Annotated in this window: 17 protein-coding genes and 2 riboswitches; of the genes, 8 read left to right on the top strand and 9 right to left on the bottom strand. The window is 58.7% G+C overall.

The genetic code is table 11. The features are described 5' to 3' along the window. The first annotated feature begins 146 nt into the window (after positions 1 to 146). A riboswitch (cobalamin riboswitch) is annotated at positions 147 to 373 on the top strand. 239 nt (positions 374 to 612) lie between these two features. Further along, positions 613 to 1,680 (top strand): SDR family oxidoreductase, encoded by a 1,068-nt coding sequence (locus tag WDN02_RS10090; RefSeq protein ID WP_337293367.1) that lies wholly within the window; start codon positions 613 to 615, stop codon positions 1,678 to 1,680. On the opposite strand, the gene WDN02_RS10085 is transcribed toward WDN02_RS10090, so the two are convergent. From WDN02_RS10085 to WDN02_RS10060, 6 genes are all read right to left on the bottom strand, one after another. Continuing rightward, the gene (locus tag WDN02_RS10085; protein ID WP_337293366.1) at positions 1,677 to 2,552 is read right to left on the bottom strand and encodes an SDR family NAD(P)-dependent oxidoreductase; all 876 of its coding nucleotides are present in this window, start codon (positions 2,550 to 2,552) and stop codon (positions 1,677 to 1,679) included. The genes WDN02_RS10090 and WDN02_RS10085 overlap by 4 nt on opposite strands. A 347-nt stretch (positions 2,553 to 2,899) precedes the next feature. Continuing rightward, positions 2,900 to 3,850 (bottom strand): aldo/keto reductase, encoded by a 951-nt coding sequence (locus tag WDN02_RS10080; protein WP_337293365.1) that lies wholly within the window; start codon positions 3,848 to 3,850, stop codon positions 2,900 to 2,902. A 199-nt stretch (positions 3,851 to 4,049) separates the two neighbouring features. Continuing rightward, complete coding sequence (locus WDN02_RS10075; protein WP_337293364.1) at positions 4,050 to 4,520, bottom strand: DoxX family membrane protein; 471 nt, start codon at positions 4,518 to 4,520, stop codon at positions 4,050 to 4,052. 178 nt (positions 4,521 to 4,698) lie between these two features. Then, entirely contained in the window at positions 4,699 to 5,118 is a 420-nt protein-coding gene (locus tag WDN02_RS10070; protein WP_337293363.1) for a DoxX family protein, read from the bottom strand. A 13-nt stretch (positions 5,119 to 5,131) separates the two neighbouring features. After that, complete coding sequence (locus WDN02_RS10065) at positions 5,132 to 5,587, bottom strand: VOC family protein (RefSeq protein WP_337293362.1); 456 nt, start codon at positions 5,585 to 5,587, stop codon at positions 5,132 to 5,134. Positions 5,588 to 5,780: 193 nt separating this feature from the next. Next, positions 5,781 to 6,377, bottom strand: coding sequence for a TetR/AcrR family transcriptional regulator (locus tag WDN02_RS10060; RefSeq protein WP_337293361.1), 597 nt, complete (start codon positions 6,375 to 6,377; stop codon positions 5,781 to 5,783). A gap of 208 nt (positions 6,378 to 6,585) precedes the next feature. Here WDN02_RS10060 and WDN02_RS10055 point away from each other — a divergent pair, with 208 nt between their 5' ends. From WDN02_RS10055 to WDN02_RS10035, 5 genes are read left to right on the top strand one after another with little or no spacing between them, the layout of a single operon-like run. After that, positions 6,586 to 7,350, top strand: a complete 765-nt coding sequence (locus WDN02_RS10055) for an ATP-binding cassette domain-containing protein (protein WP_337293360.1) — start codon at positions 6,586 to 6,588, stop codon at positions 7,348 to 7,350. Beyond that, complete coding sequence (locus WDN02_RS10050) at positions 7,331 to 8,572, top strand: ABC transporter substrate-binding protein (RefSeq protein ID WP_337293359.1); 1,242 nt, start codon at positions 7,331 to 7,333, stop codon at positions 8,570 to 8,572. The genes WDN02_RS10055 and WDN02_RS10050 overlap by 20 nt, the downstream gene beginning before the upstream one ends. Before the next feature lie 26 nt (positions 8,573 to 8,598). Next, complete coding sequence (locus tag WDN02_RS10045; RefSeq protein ID WP_337294912.1) at positions 8,599 to 9,384, top strand: ABC transporter permease; 786 nt, start codon at positions 8,599 to 8,601, stop codon at positions 9,382 to 9,384. A gap of 32 nt (positions 9,385 to 9,416) precedes the next feature. After that, complete coding sequence (locus WDN02_RS10040; protein ID WP_337293358.1) at positions 9,417 to 9,959, top strand: OsmC family protein; 543 nt, start codon at positions 9,417 to 9,419, stop codon at positions 9,957 to 9,959. 4 nt (positions 9,960 to 9,963) lie between these two features. Further along, positions 9,964 to 11,085, top strand: coding sequence for an acyl-CoA dehydrogenase family protein (locus WDN02_RS10035; protein ID WP_337293357.1), 1,122 nt, complete (start codon positions 9,964 to 9,966; stop codon positions 11,083 to 11,085). A gap of 28 nt (positions 11,086 to 11,113) precedes the next feature. On the opposite strand, the gene WDN02_RS10030 is transcribed toward WDN02_RS10035, so the two are convergent. Beyond that, positions 11,114 to 12,190, bottom strand: coding sequence for an aromatic ring-hydroxylating dioxygenase subunit alpha (locus tag WDN02_RS10030; RefSeq protein ID WP_337293356.1), 1,077 nt, complete (start codon positions 12,188 to 12,190; stop codon positions 11,114 to 11,116). A gap of 180 nt (positions 12,191 to 12,370) precedes the next feature. Then, positions 12,371 to 12,600: riboswitch (cobalamin riboswitch) on the bottom strand. Between the two features lie 117 nt (positions 12,601 to 12,717). On the opposite strand from WDN02_RS10030, the gene fae reads away from it, so the two are divergent. Both fae and WDN02_RS10020 read left to right on the top strand, forming a co-directional pair. Continuing rightward, on the top strand, positions 12,718 to 13,212 hold the full coding sequence (gene fae, locus WDN02_RS10025; RefSeq protein WP_337293355.1) for a formaldehyde-activating enzyme: 495 nt from the start codon (positions 12,718 to 12,720) through the stop codon (positions 13,210 to 13,212). A 275-nt stretch (positions 13,213 to 13,487) separates the two neighbouring features. Beyond that, on the top strand, positions 13,488 to 13,673 hold the full coding sequence (locus WDN02_RS10020) for a hypothetical protein (protein ID WP_337293354.1): 186 nt from the start codon (positions 13,488 to 13,490) through the stop codon (positions 13,671 to 13,673). A 170-nt stretch (positions 13,674 to 13,843) separates the two neighbouring features. Here WDN02_RS10020 and WDN02_RS10015 read toward each other — a convergent pair whose 3' ends face one another. Beyond that, positions 13,844 to 14,809: a phenylacetaldoxime dehydratase family protein gene (locus WDN02_RS10015; RefSeq protein ID WP_337293353.1), complete on the bottom strand. Its 966-nt coding sequence runs from the start codon at positions 14,807 to 14,809 to the stop codon at positions 13,844 to 13,846. A gap of 322 nt (positions 14,810 to 15,131) precedes the next feature. Then, positions 15,132 to 16,250 (bottom strand): AI-2E family transporter, encoded by a 1,119-nt coding sequence (locus WDN02_RS10010; protein WP_337293352.1) that lies wholly within the window; start codon positions 16,248 to 16,250, stop codon positions 15,132 to 15,134. Positions 16,251 to 16,614: the final 364 nt, after the last annotated feature.

The raw sequence follows: 16,614 nt of genomic DNA, 5'->3' as shown, positions 1-16,614 counted from the left end.
GGGCGGAAAGAGCAAGATGCGGATACTGCACTTTAGGCGCATGACCGACGTCGATCTCCGCTTCATAAGGTCAAAATCCTTTGGCAAATCAAAGCTACAGATCGGGAACCAACGGCGGCCAAACTTGACTCACGAACCCAATCACTCATATTCAGAGTTGTCGTGGTCTTCGGCGAATCCAATTCGACGAAGCTAAGAGGGAAGCCGGCAAGCGATCGGACCTGTTTCGTTCGAAAGTGAAGCTGGCGCTGCCCCCGCAACTGTGAGCGGTGAGCTGAAGTCCATCTGTGTCACTGGGATATCTGATCCTGGGAAGACGGACTCAAGCAGTGACCCGCGAGCCAGGAGACCTACCTCGACAATATATCGTCCTCGGGCGGGGTGTCTCGGTGGTGCGCTTCGACTTCTACGGCGCGCCGCGAAGTTGCAAACGCGTCGCTTTTTCATCGTCGCCTACACTCGCGGGTGACGCATGTTTTTGATTGTTCTGTTTCGGCGCTCGCGGTCTTCGGCAACACGATCTGCGTTTTATCCTGCGGAGCAGGCGCTGCTGGCCATCAATGGAAAGTCCATTGCGTCATCACCAAGACCAGCTAAAGCAAATTGAGTAGCTTGCGGCAATTTATCCTCGAAGCCATCGATACGCATCCCCAACCGTTGGAGAAAGACGGCGCCGTGGTGGTGGTCACCGGTGCGTCGTCTGGCATTGGGCGATCCACCGCCGAATTGTTTGCCCGGCGGGGCTGGCGGGTTGGCCTTATCGCGCGCGGTGAAGCCGGACTTCAGGCGGCCTGCAGCGATGTTGAACGCCAGGGGGTTATGGCTGCGACGGTACAGGCGGACGTGACTGATCTGGCCGCTCTCGACAACGCCGCCACGCACTTTGAACAGACGCTTGGACCGATCGACGTTTGGGTGAATTGCGCAGGAAACGGCACCTATGGGCGCTTCCTCGATACGCCCGCCGATCAATTCCAGCGTGTAACCGATGTCACTTATCTCGGCACGGTCAACGGTACGCGCGTCGCACTGCGCCGGATGCTGCCGCGCGATCGCGGCAGCATCATCAATGTGTGCTCCGCTGTCGCTTACCACGGTATGCCGTTACTATCGTCCTATTCGGGGGCGAAGCATGCGGTGCGGGGTTTTGGCCAATCGATCTGCGCCGAGCTGTTTGAGGAAGGCAGCCGCGTGCGGCTGACGACCATCTTTCCGCCAGCGGTCAACACACCCTTTTTCGAGCATGCGATATCCCATATGGGACGGCCCGGGCGTCCAATCGCGCCGGTCTATCAACCCGAGACCATCGCCGAGGCGATCTATCTGGCGACGATGACGAAGCGGCGAGAGATGCCGGTGAGTTTCACGACACTGGCATTCTCGATCGGCGTGCGCCTCGTTCCGGGCCTCGTGCATCGCGCGATCCGGAAACTTGGCTATGGCGGCCAGCTCGCCGACGGGGCGATGTCGCCGACACCGCAGGACACCACGCTGTTTGCAGCCTCGGATCGCGCCTCGCCGGCACGCGGTGCCTTTAGCACAGGAGCCCGGTCAGGGAGTGTACACGTTCGTCTTTTGTGTGCCCTCGCCGCGCTGACCGGGAGAAGCCGCATCGCAGCGGATGCCACCCCCTCTCCGGTAGAAGATCCGGCACCTGCCATTTTAGAGGAGCCGGTTTAGAGCCGGTTCAAATTGACGGACTCGCCGACCGTTTCCTCCACCAAAACCCGCGTGGCGGAAACGACCTTTTTCACCAGCCCTACATCCAGCGCGCGTGGGTTGGGACGAACCGCGACGCGGTCCTTCACATAGGCGCCGGTGACTCCCGCCCAGTCCGGCGCCAACGCCACATGCAGCGGCGTATCTGCGCCCTGTTCTTCGGTCCGCTGAAAATGCGCCATCAGCCGCCAGGCGGCACCGATCAGCCCCCGCTCTTTGATCAGCCCGGTGGCGACCGCGCCCGGATGCACGACATTGGCGACCACCTCGCTGCCGCGCAAATGCTCGGCACGCGCGAAGGTCGCCATCATCATCGCGAGTTTTGACTGGCTATAAGCGCGTACCATGGCCCAGTGCCGCGTGAGCTCCAGATTCTCCGGATCGATCTTCGCGCGGTCGGAAGTGGACGAGCCGATATTGACGATACGCGACGGCGCGCCCGACCGCAGCGCGCCCTCCAGGGCATTCGTCAAAACGAAAGGCGCGAGATGGTTCACCGCCAGCACGGCATCGTGGCCTTCCGCCGTCACCTGCTGCCGCGCGGCGAACATACCAGCGTTATTGACGAGCACGTCGAGCCGCGGGTGTGCCGCAGCGATCTCCAAACCCAGACGATGCGTTTCACGCAGCGAGCTTAGATTGGCCAGAAGCATTTCTGTGCTGGCCTCCGGCACATGGGAAGCGATCCAGGCGGCGACAGCGTGCCCTCGTTCCGAGTCCCGGCAAATCAGGACAACATGATAATTGGCGCGCGCCAGCCCCAACGCAATCCATCGCCCGATCCCGCCAGAAGCACCGGTGACAACACTTACAGGCCGACCTGTCTCACTCAATCGTTACGCTCCTCGCGCCATATCGACCGCTTCTATAGGAATCCTTTGGGCTTTTAGCGCCGGCCTGAACGATTTGGAAGCTGGGATATCGGCGCGGGAGGATTCGCATTATGTCCTAAAATCAGCGTGTCGCGAGAATGACTGCTTTCAGGAAATGCTTGGGGCAGCTTGAATGACTGGTTTGAGCGCAAAGCGGCCGGCGACAAAGTACCGGCGATACCATCGTGCAATGGCCTCGCCTCGCCATCTCTGCTGCAATGCGTCGGTCTCACGGCGGCAATCAGGAATGTGCTGGCGATTGGGAGCGCGGGAGGAATCTGATAGATATCTCTTATCGACGTCTGTCATCATGCAGGTCGGTTGGCCCGAGGAATGAACCCAGGCACACCGGTTTCGACCACGGCGTTGAAGCGAACTCTCTCCGTGAGGTTATCTCGAATCTCCAACATGGCATCTTCAGGCGGAGTCGAGATGTCGAAGTTCTCTTCAATGTGCTGACGCGAGGTCGAGGTCGTCAGGAGCGTCGTACCGCGCTGGACGGCCCAGGCCAAAGCTACTTGCGCGGGGGTCTTGTGAACCCGTTGCGCAATCGCCACGATGACCGGATCCTCTGTAAGTCTCGGCTCCATCGCATGCCCCAGCGCGGCGAATGCCAGCACCACGATGCCCTTCTGCCGGCAAAAATCGAGCAACTCCCATTCGGGGAGATACGGATGCGATTCGACCTGCACCACGGCAGGTTTGATCCGCGCAATTGCGACGATCTCTTGCAATCGCTCCAGACCAATATCCGATAGGCCGATTGACTTACACCTGCCGTCATCCACCAGACGCTCCAGCGCCCGCCATGTCTCTGCCAGCGTCACGCCGGCATCGTAAATGACCTTGCCTTGCTCGTCCCTCGGGTCCTGCTCGTCGCCGGGTTGAAAGGCAAAAGGAGTGTGGATGAGATAGCAATCAACATGGTCGAGTTGCAGTCGTCGCAGGCTTGCCTCATAGGCTGGCAGGACCCGCTCTGGGCGGTGGTTGTTGTTCCATAGCATTGTCGTAACGAAGACGTCCTCCCGGCGAATCTTCCCCTCCTTGAACACCTCCTGCATCGCCTCACCGACGGCGGCCTCGTTGCGGTAGCGGTCCGAACAATCGAGATGTCGAAATCCAACCTCCAACGCGGCCTTGGTCGCTTGCTTGGTCACGAGAGGATCTGGAATCAGCGTGCCAAAACCGAGAGCCGGCATCGCACCGGATCCACCAGCGAGAGGAATCGTCGTGTCGCGAAGCGCGTCTGGATTTGCCATATTTATATTCCTTGTCAGGCCGGGTAACGAGTGCAATCGCTTCTTTAATAGCCGGATGAAACTCGCTGAATATGACGATGGATTTTAAGCGTGTCGTATCCAAGCGATCGAGCGGACGATCTTCGCCAAACCACCCATGATGACGGCGATTTGCCAGCACGCCGCTGCGTTGGAAGAAACAGCCCGTGAGGACGCGGTGTTACGCGACGTGCTTGTTCATCAGATTCAGGATCAGAGCGTCGAGGCTGTACGGTCCGGCGCCGGCCGAAATGACCATGATCAACATAAAGACATAAAGCGTCTCCGGTAAATAGAGCCAATCGTCGATGCGATCCACTTCATCGATCGGTTTGTAGAGTTGGATTCGCTGCCGCCCGGAGGTGGCGATGGCGACGAGGATGATGACAAGCAGGCCAAGCGCGGCGAGCAGCGCCAAGAGCCCTATAAGGACGGCGCCACCAGCGGCAAACTCGACCAACGGCACCCACCATTGATTGAAGCCAACCGCAGGAACGCCGAGCGCCTTGAGTTCATCGACGACCGCGCGGTGGCGCTCCGGGTCGAACAACTTGTGATATCCTGACAGCATAAAGAAAGCCCCAACCGCGATCCGGTTCAGGGTAATCGCGAGGCCGGTCCACCCGACGCCGACAAATAGCAAATCCGTCATGGCCCATCTCATTCGATGTCTCCCGACGTCTTCGGGCACTTGGACGGCCAGCCTCTAAATCTGTTCACGGAGAGTTCGGACGTACGTTTTACCGTAGGAATGGAAATGTTTCCCGCGGCCCTGCCGCCATGCTTCTTCGAGTTCGACGTTGGATGTCTCAGGCAGACTTCCCAATGGGTCAGGGCGCGGCGATGCGGCACAATACATCGATCGAATATTTTCCGGCACCGGTAATGTACAACAATAAGAAGCCTCCCATAATGCTGAGGTTCTTGCAAAAGCTTTCCATGCTGGAGAATCGATCCGCGCCTGTCGTTGTCCAATAGCGATGTTCAATAAGCGAAGTTCCCAGCGTGTAAAAAGCCAAGAGTATTGCTGAAGGACGTGTGAACACACCGACAGCGACCGCGAACGCAACCGGAAGCTCCATGAAGGTCGCCACGGCAGCCGTTAGCACTGGCATCGGCAGGCCATCTTGCGCCATCTGACGCACCGTGCCGGAATAGTCCCTCAGCTTTCTCCAGCCGAAAATCAGAAACAGTGTCGCGAGAAAAAGACGCGCGGCGAAAATAACCGCGCCGTTGATGTCATTTATCATGACGCCGCGCCGTCTAGCCGTAAGCAACGCCAGGATTGCTTTGTCCAACTTCTATAATGTAACCGTCGGGATCGCGAATGTAGCAGCGTGTCTCGCCATACTTCGGCTTTGGCTCAGTGATAAACTCAGCTCCTCGACTCTGCCATAGTTCGTAGCACGCTTGAATATCCGCAACGCGGATATTCATAAAGCTGCTGACTTCATCGGGATCGGCGGGCACGCTGAGCGTGACCGTTGGTTTGTCGGGAGTCGGACCGCCCCCGGGGTTTACAAGCAGCCACGTGTTCGCGATCTGAATGTACCCTGGCGCGCCTTGGCCGTCGCCTCTGCTCAAAATGCGACCTCCAAAGACCTTTTCGTAAAATCGAAGCGATCGTTCGATGTCGACGACGGCGAGAAAGTGCGCGATGGTAAATCCATCTTGCGGCGGCATCTGATAGCTTTTCTGCTCGACTTGTACTTGGCTCATAGACGACTCCTACGGCAATATGGCACAGAGCGAGAGGCTAAAGACGGACCGGCTTTCCCGACAGCAATTAGATGCGCGACCGAGGCGCGGGCGTCCATCAGACTTTAGTGTCGGTCACCCGTTGATTGCAATGTCGTAGAGCCGCCTGGGCAAAGCAGGCCTGTCCGCTTTGGCGCCGGTCGCTTCGTTCGACTTACCGAATAAGAGCAACGCTGAGCAAGACGTCCGCGATGCTGCGGGCTTCTTGCGCCGGCTTCGCATCGCCACGCACCAAAGCCTTCACAATGGCACCGTCCATCAAAAGGTCGATCTGGCCCGCAAGCGCATTGGCATCGTCCGCACCAGCCGCGTCACAGAGGCTGCGGATATGTTCGAGAACCGGCTTCTTGTGAGCCTGCATCACTTTCAGGATGGCGGGACTCTGGTTGCGATATTCGGCAACCGCGTTCATCAGCGCGCAACCGAAATAATCGTCGCGCGCGAACCATTCGGCGAGCGCATCGAAGATCGCGATCAACCGTGCTTTGGGCGGCCCCTCGACCCGCGCGAGGCGCGCGAAAAACCACGCGCGCCACGCCACGCCCTCTTCTTCCAGAGCCGCGTCGACGAGCCCGTCTTTTGAGCCAAAATGATTGTAGAGCGTTACTCGTGCAACGCCGGAATGCGTGATGATCGCATCAACGCCGGTCGCGGTAATTCCTTGCCGGCAAAATAAGCGGATCGCGGAGTCTATGAGCGCCGCCCGCGCCGCGAGACCGCGCGCACCGGGCGCCGCTGGTGCAAAGTCCAAGCCCGGTGCCGCCGTGGGCGCGAGAGCGTATCTTGTGTTCTTACCCGGCATCGATGTCTGGCATCTCCCTTGCGAGAAATAGAACGATCATTCTAAATTCTGGCGAAAAATAAGATAAACATACTCCATAGATTTACTTGACCAATCTAGACCGATCGTTCTTATTTGGCAATCAGGATTGCTTGGCCGGATCGGGTTGTAAAGGTCGATGACGAAGCTACGCGGCACCATCCGACTCGACAATGTCAGCCATCGCTACCCGCGCAGGCCCCTGACGCTGGATCGCCTGACATTGCGGATCGGCTCCGGCGAACGCGTCGCGCTGCTTGGGCGCAGCGGCTGCGGCAAGTCCACGCTCCTGCAGATCGTAAGCGGTCTCCTCCAGCCAACGAATGGCGAGGTTCAGATCGATGGCACGCCTGTCTCCGGCCCGTCACCGCGCTGGAATCTGATGTTTCAGAAACCGCTGCTTTTGCCGTGGCTCGACGTTGCGGGGAATGTCGCGCTCGGCCTGCGTTTCGCCGGTCGCTCGAAAGAGGCCCCGGCGCGAGTAGCGCAAATGCTCGATATTGTGGGGCTGCATGGCTACGGCGCGCGTCCGGTCACGGAATTGTCCGGCGGCCAGCAACAGCGTGTCGCCTTGGCGCGATCGCTGGCGACCGATCCAGAAATCCTTTTGCTCGACGAACCTTATGCATCTCTCGACGCTGTGACGCGTGCCGCGTTGCGCGCCGAAGTACGCGCGATTGCCGGCGAGCTTGGCCTCACGCTGCTGCTCGTCACCCATGATGTGGACGACGCGCTCGATCTTGCCGAACGCATCATCGTCATGGCGCCAAATCCGGGCCGGCTGATCGCCGACGTCATTTTGGCGTCAACGCCGGCAGGCGGCTTACGCACCCATCTTTTGGGGCTTCTGGAAAATGACCGCGAAACTGCGGGGGAGACATTAAGTGTGCCAGTATTGCAATAATTTGGATTACCACGCCACGCCGAATGTGCCGCAATCATTTACGCGACGGCGGACGCTGGACGTGCTTGCCGCCGGCGGACTCGCAACGTTGCTCGGCACGATGCCGCGGCAAGCGCGCGCCGCAACGACGCCGGACGAGCCGGTCCGTATCGGCTACCTGCCGATCACTGATGCGACCGCACTGCTCGTCGCCCATGCTAAAGGTTTCTTTCAGGACGAAGGACTGAACGTCGAGAAGCCGGTTCTGGTGCGCGGCTGGGCGCCGCTTGTCGAGGCATTTGCCGCCGGCAAGTTCAACCTCGTACATCTGCTGAAGCCGGTGCCGGTCTGGATGCGCTACAACAATCACTTCCCGGTCAAGATCGTGGCCTGGGCGCATACGAACGGGTCCGCCATCGTTGTCGGCGGCGACAGCAAGATCCATAGCTTCGCCGATTTTGGCGGCAAGCAGATCGCAGTACCGTTCTGGTATTCGATGCATAATATCGTGCTGCAATTGGCGCTGCGACAGGCGGGGATCACGCCGGTCATCCGGCCGCAGGGCGCACCGCTCGCACCGCACGAATGCAATCTGCAAACGCTGCCGCCGCCCGATATGCCGGCGGCGCTCGCGGCCCGTAAAATTGACGGCTATACGGTCGCCGAACCCTTCAATGCGATGGGCGAGATCGCTATTCACGCGCGCATCCTGCGCTTTACCGGCGATATGTGGAAGAACCACCCGTGTTGCGTCGTCTGCATGCACGAGGCCGATACGGTCCAGCGGCCGGAATGGTCGCAGAAGATTCTGAATGCCATCGTTCGCGCTGAAATCTATGCCTCACAACACAAGGTCGAGGTTGCCACTCTGCTGTCGCGCGATGGCGCTGGTTATCTGCCGATGCCCGCGCCCGTCGTGACGCGAGCGATGACGCTCTACACGCAAAATGCCGAATATTTGAGTGATGGGGCGATCGAGCATCCGCAATGGCACAACGGCCGGATCGACTTTCAGCCGTGGCCCTATCCAACGGCGACGACGCTGATTGTGGAAGAGATGAAAAAAACGCTCGTCGCCGGAGACCGGACGTTTCTCGACAAGCTCGACCCCGCTTTCGTCACCAAGGACTTGGTGAACTACGATTTCGTCCGCGCCGCGCTGAAGCTCCATCCTGAATGGAAGACGGACCCGAGCGTCAATGCCGCTGATCCCTTTGCTCGTCACGAGGTTCTGGCACTGTGACGAGTATCGCCGTGCAACCTGAACGCATCGTAAGGCGCCAATGGCATGGGGTTTCCCTTCGCTTCGCAGCGCCGTTGATCGGGCTGTTGCTGCTTCTGGCGATTTGGGCGCTCGGCGGTTGGGTGCTGACGCAAAGTCCACAAGGCACGGCTTTCGCAGGCTTCGCGCCGCGTCCGACGTTTGTCAGCCTCGCGCGCATGATCGCGAACGGCTCCTTGTGGCAAGCATTTGTACCAAGCATCCGCCGGATCGGCCTCGGCCTCGCTTTTGCAATTTTGATCGGTGCGCCGGTCGGTGTTCTTGTCGGCCACAGCGCGATCTTCCGGCAGCTTACCCATGTCCCGTTTCAATTGTTACGGATGATCAGCCCGCTTGCCTGGATGCCCATTGCGATCCTGGCGTTTCCAACCTGGGAAGGTGCCATTGTCTTTCTGATCGCGGCCGCCTCCGTCTGGCCGATCATCTTCGCCACGGCGAACGGGCTGCAGAAACTCGATCCTGACTGGTTCAAACTTGCAAAGAACCTCGGCGCCAGGCCGTGGAACCTGCTGACAATCGTAATTCTGCCGGCCATTCTGCAGGATATTCTTGTCGGCATCCGGCTGGCGCTGGGCGTCGCCTGGATCGTCCTCGTTCCCGCCGAATATCTCGGCGTGACGAGCGGCCTCGGCTACGCGATCAACGACGCGCGCGACACGCTCGAATATGACCGGCTCGCCGCGTTCATTGTGGCCATTGGCGTCATCGGCTTCGCGCTTGACGGCATTCTGCTGCTGCTGATCCGGCGCGTCCGCTGGAACAGCTCTTCTTGAACAAACGCATGCCTGCAAAGGGAGTTTCAAAAATGTCCGATATCGAGTCCCCGCCGCGCACCGGTTGCCTCGCGCCGATCGACAAAGATGGTCTTCAACAGCTCATCGAAAAGGGCAAAGCCAATCCGGGCGCAGTCCGGACCTTGAAATGCCGGACAGTGACCGAAGGACGCTTCCGCCAATTGAACTTCGTGCGCAATCTGCCCGCGCATGTGATCGACGAGCCGCCGGGCCTGCTCGGCGACGATACCGCGCCCAACCCGTCGGAGGCGCTGCTCGCGGCGCTGGGGTCTTGCCTCGCGGTCGGCATTCACGCCAACGCCGTGGCGCAAAATATAACCGTCCACAAACTCGAACTTGAGCTCGAAGCGGACATCAACATCACCTCCGTCTGGGGCACCGGAGACGTCTCGCCGAAGCCGGTCGGCTTCGAGGCGGTGCGCGTCAACGTCCACTTCGATGCAGATGCGCCCAAGGAAACGCTTGATGCGCTCGTCGCTCATGCCACGCTTTGGTCGCCGGTGGCGAACACTTACACCAAACCTGTCGCGCTCACCGTCGAGCGGATCGATTGATCCGATGGCCATTGGGCTGCACGCAGATCAAACGGTAGAAACGGGCGTCTTTGCACGCGTTCGCGCCATCGCCGCGCGTGAACTACGTCCGCGCGTGCGCGACATCGATGCGGGAACCTATCCGGCAGATGTGCTGCGCAGGCTGGGCGGCGCGGGCGTTTTCGCACATCACACCTCCGCCGGCGGCGGCGCCGATCTCGAAGCTGCGATCGAAGCGATGGCCATCGTCGGTGAGGAATGCCTTGCGACCGCGTTTTGCGCCTGGTGTCAGGACGCGCTCGTCTGGTACATCGCGAATACCGAAAACGCCGAACTCCGCGACGCCTTGCTACCAAGCGTCTCGAATGGCGAGATCCTCGGCGGCACGGGCCTTTCCAATCCGATGAAGGCTTTGTCCGGCATCGAAGCGCTGCGGCTGCGTGGCGCGCGTGTGGCGGGTGGCTGGCGCGTCAACGGGCTGCTGCCTTGGGTCTCCAATCTCGGCGACGGACATCTGTTCGGTATCTGCTTTGCTGGCGAAGGCGATCGGCTCGTGATGGCGCTGGCGCGCTGTAGCGATGAGGGGGTGACGACGCGCCAAAATGCACACTTTATCGCTTTGGAGGGGACGGCGACCCTGTCCGTGCTCTTTCGCGACGCCTTCATTCCGGATTCAATGGTGCTCGCCGATCCGGCCGAGCCGTTCGTCCGGCGCATTCGTGCGGGATTCATCCTCTTGCAAACCGGCATGGCGCTTGGCCTCGTCCGCGGCGCCATCGCGCTGGTGCGTGAGAGCGACAGCATTTGCGGAGACGTCAACGCGTATCTGCCGGATCGCCCCGACGACTTGCAACGCAAGGCCGTGCGGCTCGGGGATGAAATCGACGTTCTGGCGCGAACGCCTTACAAGACCGATCCCGCCTATCTGCGGGCAGTGTTGCAAGTGCGGCTGCACGGTTCTGAACTGTCGCTCGCGGCAGCCCAATCGGCGATGCTGCACGCGGGAGCGCGCGGCTACATCGCGGGCTCGGTGGCGAGTCGGAAGCTACGCGAAGCCTATTTCGTCGCGATCGTCACGCCGGCCATGAAACACTTGCGCAAGGACATCGCCAGCCTTGGAAATGAGCGCAAAGAGAACGACAGCTGAAATTGCATCTGGACAAAAGCCGCACTACTCAATTTGTTTCAGCCGGCGTTGCCGGAGGCGCAATGATTTGTCCGTTGGCAGCCAGTAGAGCCCGCAAATCCTGGATCGGCGGAAAAACTTCCTGATTCCAGTCGGAGCCCTGGCTGTCGTGCGCCGCTTGTTCCATCTCGACGACTTCGCGATCCTCTCTGAAGACGCGATTGGTGAACATGGCCATGATCGGCCAGACCACATCGAGAAGGAACGGTATTTTCGGACGGCGCACGGACAATGAAATGAATGTCCTGTTGGACCTTTGCTCTTTGTCGACAGGCGTGTAACCGAGCCAGACATCGAGAACCGGATCCCCCTCGGACGTCCAGAACTTGAGCGTCTGATGCGGATATTCGGTGCGGACCGTCATAAGATCCTGCGCCTTATCCGACTGCCCGCGTATCGCGCCGACGATGACGGCCTCGCCGAGCGGCGGCTTCTCATCCGGGCGCATGAAACTGTAATCGACTTCCATCCAATCATCGCCGACGCGGCGATCAAGATAACGCGGATAAACCTTGCCTGTCGTACTGCGATGAAGAAACTGATGGTTCATGTCCATGAGGTTCTCATGCATGAACGTAAAATGGCATGCGACGACCTCGCCGAAACGCCGCGTTTTGTAAGATTTATCGCCACCCGCGCCAATCTTCGTGGGCGGCGCATCCGGCGTTGCTGAACCCGGCCAGATGAAGATGATTCCATCGATTTCGTGGCAAGGGTAGGCTCGCACGCCGTTCGGCAATTTGCCCTTACCCAAGTAAGGAACGTCGACGCAATGGCCTTCCGAATTGTAGCTCCAGCCGTGATAGCCGCATCGGACGACATTGCCGTTTACGACGCCCTTCGACAGCGGCACCTGCCGGTGCGCGCACCGGTCTTCCAGCGCGAAAACGGCGCCCTCCTTGGGGCGGATGAGTACGATCGGCTCGCCCGCGAAACTCCCGGCGAACGGCCGCCCGGTTTTCACCTCGCGGGACCAGGCAAGCGGATACCAATGGTCGGCCTGCGCGCCGATCTTGCGGAGATCGAGGGGGGCCGCCGCCTTAGCCGCAGACGTTTGTTCAAGCATTCAAAGGCTCCGCGGCGAAAAATGAGATAGATTGCCCTGCGGAACGCCGTGGCCGCCATGGTGGAAGAGTCAAAAACATTGCGTCACCCCTCAAGCGCGAGCGGCGATGCACATGCGACGCGCCTGCAACTTCGCGGCGCGCCGTAGAAGTCGAAGCGCACCACCGAGACACCCCGCCCGAGGACGATATATTGTCGAGGCAGGTCTCCTGGCTTGCGGGTGGTTGTTTCGAGTCCGTCTTCCCAGGATCATATCTTCCCAGTGACATGCATGGACCCAAACTCGCCGCTTACAGTTGCGGGGGCAGCGCCGACTTTACTCTCGAACGAACCGCGTCCGATCGCCTACCGGCTTCCCTCTTAGCTTCGCACGAATGAGATTCGCCAAAGACCACGACAGCTTCGAATATGGGCGAATGGATGGGTGAGTCAAGGTCGCTCTAGATTCGATGTTCGCGTGGCGAAATAGCACGGGCGTGGTATGGCTGTTCGCGCAAGCAAAGAAACATTTATCCGGAGGAGGATTGAATGGGCGACCTGAAAATTGATCGCGTGCTGGTTGGCGAAGCGCTCGTGGGTGACGGCAACGAAGTCGCGCACATTGATCTGATCATGGGACCGAGAGGAAGTGCTGCCGAAACGGCTTTCTGCACGACGCTCACCAATCAGAAAGTCGGCGACAATGCTCTTCTGGCACTTGTGCGCCCAAACCTCATGACAAAGCCGGCGACTGTGATGTTCAACAAGGTCGACATCAAGAATGGAGATCAAGCGGAAAAAATGTTTGGTCCCGCGCAAACCGGCGTCGGAAAAGCTGTCATCGATTGCGTGAAATCCGGTGTCATTCCCAAAGATGAAGCCGCTAATATTTTTATTTGCGTTGGCGTCTTCATTCATTGGGAGGCAAAGGACGATGCCAAAATTCAGAACTGGAATTACGCGGCGACCAAGCTCGCGATCGAACGTGCTGTCAAAGGCGAGCCGTCAATAGATGACGTCATTTCCCAAGAAAATGTGACCTAGCATCCATCGCCCTTCTATAGTTGAGGGCCATTAGGCGGTCGGCGTGCCGCAATTCTCTGTCGGAAGCCCCGGCCCGCCTATTGCTGCGGCTGGCGGTTAAAATAATGCGCTGGCGCAGCCTTTTTCGTCCTTGACCGTTTTCCGCTGGCATGCGGCAATCTCCAGGCGGGGAGCCGGATGCGCGGGAGAACTATTGGGCAGTCAGCGCGGGTCTTTAGCCTTTCGGACAATTTGGCGAGCCGGCGCACTGCCCTATTCTTCGAGAAGGCGGAGGATTGGACATGAAGGTCGCCCGTTTGTTGCGCCGCACTGCGCGGCAGCTTGTTTCGTGGAAAAGGGCCAATCGCGCCAGCACCCGCGTCGATTTGGGTGATCTCGAAGAGCAAATCCGGATCATGCCGGACGCAGAATTTGCTGAATATCTGCGCCTGCATACCAAGTCGCACAGCTGGAAGGTTTAGACAGCTAAGCCTTGAGTGGATGGGAGCCGGGCTGATGGCATAAGCCTATGCTTGTCCGCCTTTCGCAACCCAGGTGGCGGCGGCCAGCCTTAGGCGACAATTGAAATGTGGCTAGTTTAAATCGATGGGTGTTTGCGGAAGACACCCATCGATCGCCGAAGCGCCTAAATTCAGAGCGCGCGCATGACGCCAGTTTTCGGATGACAGTTGATGTATTCGAAATACTGAGCGCCCGCGTCGAAGACAGACACTTCGTGATAAAGCACCAGCTCTTTAAACTTCTTGGCAAGCCGGTTGAACGTGACAAAAATCTGCAGATGCGTGTGGTGCGATTCTGCCCAGGATTCAAGATTCGACAATGAGCGCCAGAGGCTCACGCCGAAGCCTTTTTCCTGAAGTTTGCCGTCTTCTCCCATGTGATAGCAATAGCGGTTGCAATAGCAGCCGACTTCGAGACCGTCGTCGCGCAAATAATTCATTCCCTCGAGGAGCACCGGTTGAATATCGTCAAACCAGGTCCGGCGTTCTTCGTCCTCTGTCCGGCTCCAATCTTCGCCCGAGCGGATGAGGGTCAAGTTCAGATGACCGGTTACAATCACGCGGCCGCCTTTGGCCGGCGTGCCTTGTTTGAGAGTAAGTTCGCCCACCGGATCCATCGTGTCGGTCTGCGAAAGCGGCAGCCGATCGCGCATCGACCCCCAATACCCGTGCTCGATGATCGGCTCGCTCAGACCACCCAAGAGAATGCTGACACCCTCCAGAGGGCCCGGGGCGGTGAAGATCGTCTCGAATTGCTCCATGCGCGGAGACAATATCTCGCGAAAGTAACCGATCCCATCGTTCAACCGATCGTCTGAAGCCCACCAATTCTTAACCTCCGCGCTGGCGTTCCACGCGTGGTACTTGGCCGGATCATTCCAATATCCAACGGCAATCAAGTTGAGATGGCCTTGGCCATCAACGAATTGCACGAGATCGTGACGCGCGGGACCGTCGGCCAGTTTGAAGCTCTGCAGGATAGTTTGGAAGGCAGCGCAGGCGCGTCCCTTCGTTTCGTCGCCCTTCGACTGCACGCCGAAATAAGCCATGACAAGCTGTGTGATCGATTGTGAGCCAATTGCAGAATAGGCGGGCACTCCCGGCTTCCAAGTGTCGCTAACCCGGCGCGTGCGTGTGCGCGGGCATCTCAGATGGCTCGGAATCGATGAATCTAAACTCATGAGGTCGTCGCTCCCTGTCGCCGGATCTCTTCGGAACCGGATCGTTATTCAACCAGAAGGTTGGAATAACAGGCAGGAAGTTTTGTCAACCTCGTTATGCTAATTCGGATGTCGCAATGCGAATTGCACATTGGCACCGCGGGCAAGTCGCCGCGCATTTTGTCACGAAAGCCGCCGATGTCGATATCCGGGACATTATCGCCGCCAGTGCGCTTCCTAGCTTGAGGCGCACGTCTCGCTACTCGCCCTCCAGAAAATGCCCCAAAGCGTTCAACGGCTTTATGCCGTCACAAATGATTTTTGCGATCGCCAGCATCGGCACCGACAAGATCGCGCCAGGCACGCCCCACATCCAGAACCAGAATATCAGCGAGATAACGACAAGAACCGGATTGAGCGTGAAACGGCGCGCGAGCAGCATCGGCGTGACGGTTTCGCCTTCAATCACGTGGACAATGAAATACAGTGCCGCCGGCAACACGGCGCGCCATAGGCTCGGCATGACGAGCAGGCCTTGGAAAAGAAAAATTGCGATCCCTAAAAACGGCCCCATAATCGGGACGAAGTTTAGCAAGAATGCGATCACGCCCCAAAGCACCGGGTTGCTCACACCGCAAAGCCACATAATGATCGCCGTCGCCACGCCGACGCCCGCGTTCATTAATGTGATCGTCGCGAGATAAGCCGACACGTTGTTCTCGATCTGCTGACTGAGATCAACGACCTGCCGCTTGTCCTTGAATCGAGGCATGATCTCGACAAGGCGACGCAAAAACAAATCTTCCGAAATCAGCAGAAAAAACAGAACGAGAATTGTTTCGAACAATTCACTCGCGGCGTGTTGCGTCCCGCGAAACAGGGCCTGTGCCAAACCCATATTCTGGACTTCAGAATTCAATTGGCTTGTTGGCGGCTTACTTGGATCGGGCGGATGCAAAAACGAAAGAACTTTGGTCACCGGATCGCTGATAAACTTTATTCTCTCCTGAATTTGCGGAAGGCGCTCGGGCGCGGCGCGAATCCAATCCTCCGCCGGCCGGGCGACAACGACCCCCAATGCAATGATCACGGAAAACGCGGCGATGATCAGTAGCGAGGCCGAAATAACGCGAGGGATGCGCAGTTGCGACATGAAGCGCATGATTGGCTGAAGCAAAAGCTTCAGAATGAGCGCCAGAAAGATCGGCAGAATCACATCGGCGGCGACATAGGCCGCGGTGAGAGTTGCGAAGATCACCAGAATCCCGAGAAACGCCGAGTTCGGGTTTTCCGGCAGAAAAAACTCGTCGCGCGGCGGTGAAGGCAAATCCTTCGCAATTGTCTCTGTTGTCGGGACTACAATGTCCGGAAACGGCATCGCCAAAGCTCCGCACTACGGCCTTAAATCAATTTGGGCCTCCGTAAGTTCCGCTTATTGGACTATGCGCCGCTCCCGCGTCGCGGTGAGGCACAAATACCGCCTCGCGATGTCAAAGATCACCTCCCGCAGGGCGATCTTCAAAATCACGCCCCTCGAAGACCGCGCCATTCTCCGTAATGATTCGATAAAATTTCCGACTCTCCGGCCTCACCTCGGTCCTTAAATATTCGAGACCCGCTTCGAAGGACGGAAAGCGGCGGATAGCGATATTGATCGCCGACGGGAGCGCGAAATTCCGACTGAGATAGAGTCCGCAAGGATCGAGTCGATTGAACGTCGCGGTCATGTGGCCTTTCCACTG

The organism is Methylovirgula sp. (assembly GCF_037200945.1).
Lineage (GTDB): Bacteria > Pseudomonadota > Alphaproteobacteria > Rhizobiales > Beijerinckiaceae > Methylovirgula.
This window is presented reverse-complemented; position numbering and strand designations above follow the sequence as displayed.